We start from the raw sequence: 1,081 nt of genomic DNA on the forward strand, positions 1-1,081 counted from the left end.
AAAAAGAAAGATGGCGGAATATGAGAAGTTGTTGAAATGTTAGGTGTTAGGTATTGGGTATTGGGTATTAGGTAAAAAAATAGGTATCGGATTATCATCTTACCCAGCACCCAGCACCCAAAACCCAGCACCCCAATACATCAAAGAAAAGGCAAGGCACGGGATTTTGTGAAAAGAAAAATGGCGGAGTATGAGGAACTTTTAATAGGAGGAAAGACATGAAAGCTGAGTTTACAGCAATTATTGAGCCCGCCCCTGAAGGTGGATATTGGGCTATTTGCCCAGAGGTGCCCGGTGCAAAATGTGAGGAGATATATGAATAGGGAAAGGATTTTAAATGAACTAAGGAGATATAAACCCATTTTAGAAAAAAAATATGGTATTACTAAATTGGGAGTTTTTGGTTCTGTAGCAAGGGGAGATGTGAGAGACAGTAGTGATGTAGATGTGGTGATAGAAGTAGAAAATGTAATGGGTCCTTTTATTTTATTGGATATTAAAGAAGAACTTAATAAGTTACTTGGTTGTAAGGTTGATTTAATCAGGATGAGAAAAAATTTGAACAAAATTTTGAAAATGAGGATTAAGAAAGAAGCGATTTATGTATGACAAAGAGCTTGTTTTAGATATATTAAGACAAATAGAAAATTCAATTAATATTGTTTTAAAAAGGTTTTCTGTAATTAATAATCCTAATGATTTTGTAAGTGATGAAGAGGGTTTAGAAAAGCTGGATTCTATATGTATGCAATTGATAGCTATAGGAGAAGCTTTAAAACAGATAGACAAAATTACAGAAGGTAAGTTTTTACTGAAGTATCCTCAGGTTGAATGGGACAAAGCAAAGAAAATGAGAGATGTTATTGCCCATCACTATTTTGATATAGATGAAGAAGTCGTTTTTATTGTATGTCAAAAGCATCTACCTTTAATGCTTGAAGTTGTTAGAAGAATGATAAAAGATTTGGAAATTGAAGACAAATAAATAAGTTGTGTCCTGCCCCCATGGGCACTACAAAAAGTCATAGTTAGGAGGGAAAAATGGGATGTCAATTTACGGTATTGATAGAAAAAGACGAAG

General features: G+C 34.0%; 2 protein-coding genes. Both read left to right on the top strand.

Annotation, left to right across the window (positions count from 1 at the left end; all coding sequences use genetic code 11):
• Window positions 1-315 precede the first annotated feature (315 nt).
• Complete coding sequence (locus J7J33_05470) at window positions 316-609, top strand: nucleotidyltransferase family protein (GenBank protein ID MCD6168727.1); 294 nt, start codon at window positions 316-318, stop codon at window positions 607-609.
• Window positions 602-985 carry a DUF86 domain-containing protein gene (locus J7J33_05475; GenBank protein MCD6168728.1) on the top strand — a complete coding sequence of 128 codons (384 nt, stop codon included), beginning with the start codon at window positions 602-604 and terminating at the stop codon, window positions 983-985. Before J7J33_05470 ends, J7J33_05475 begins: the two co-directional genes overlap by 8 nt.
• Window positions 986-1,081 lie beyond the last annotated feature (96 nt).

The sequence above is a fragment of the Caldisericia bacterium genome (assembly GCA_021158845.1).
GTDB lineage: Bacteria > Caldisericota > Caldisericia > B22-G15 > B22-G15 > B22-G15.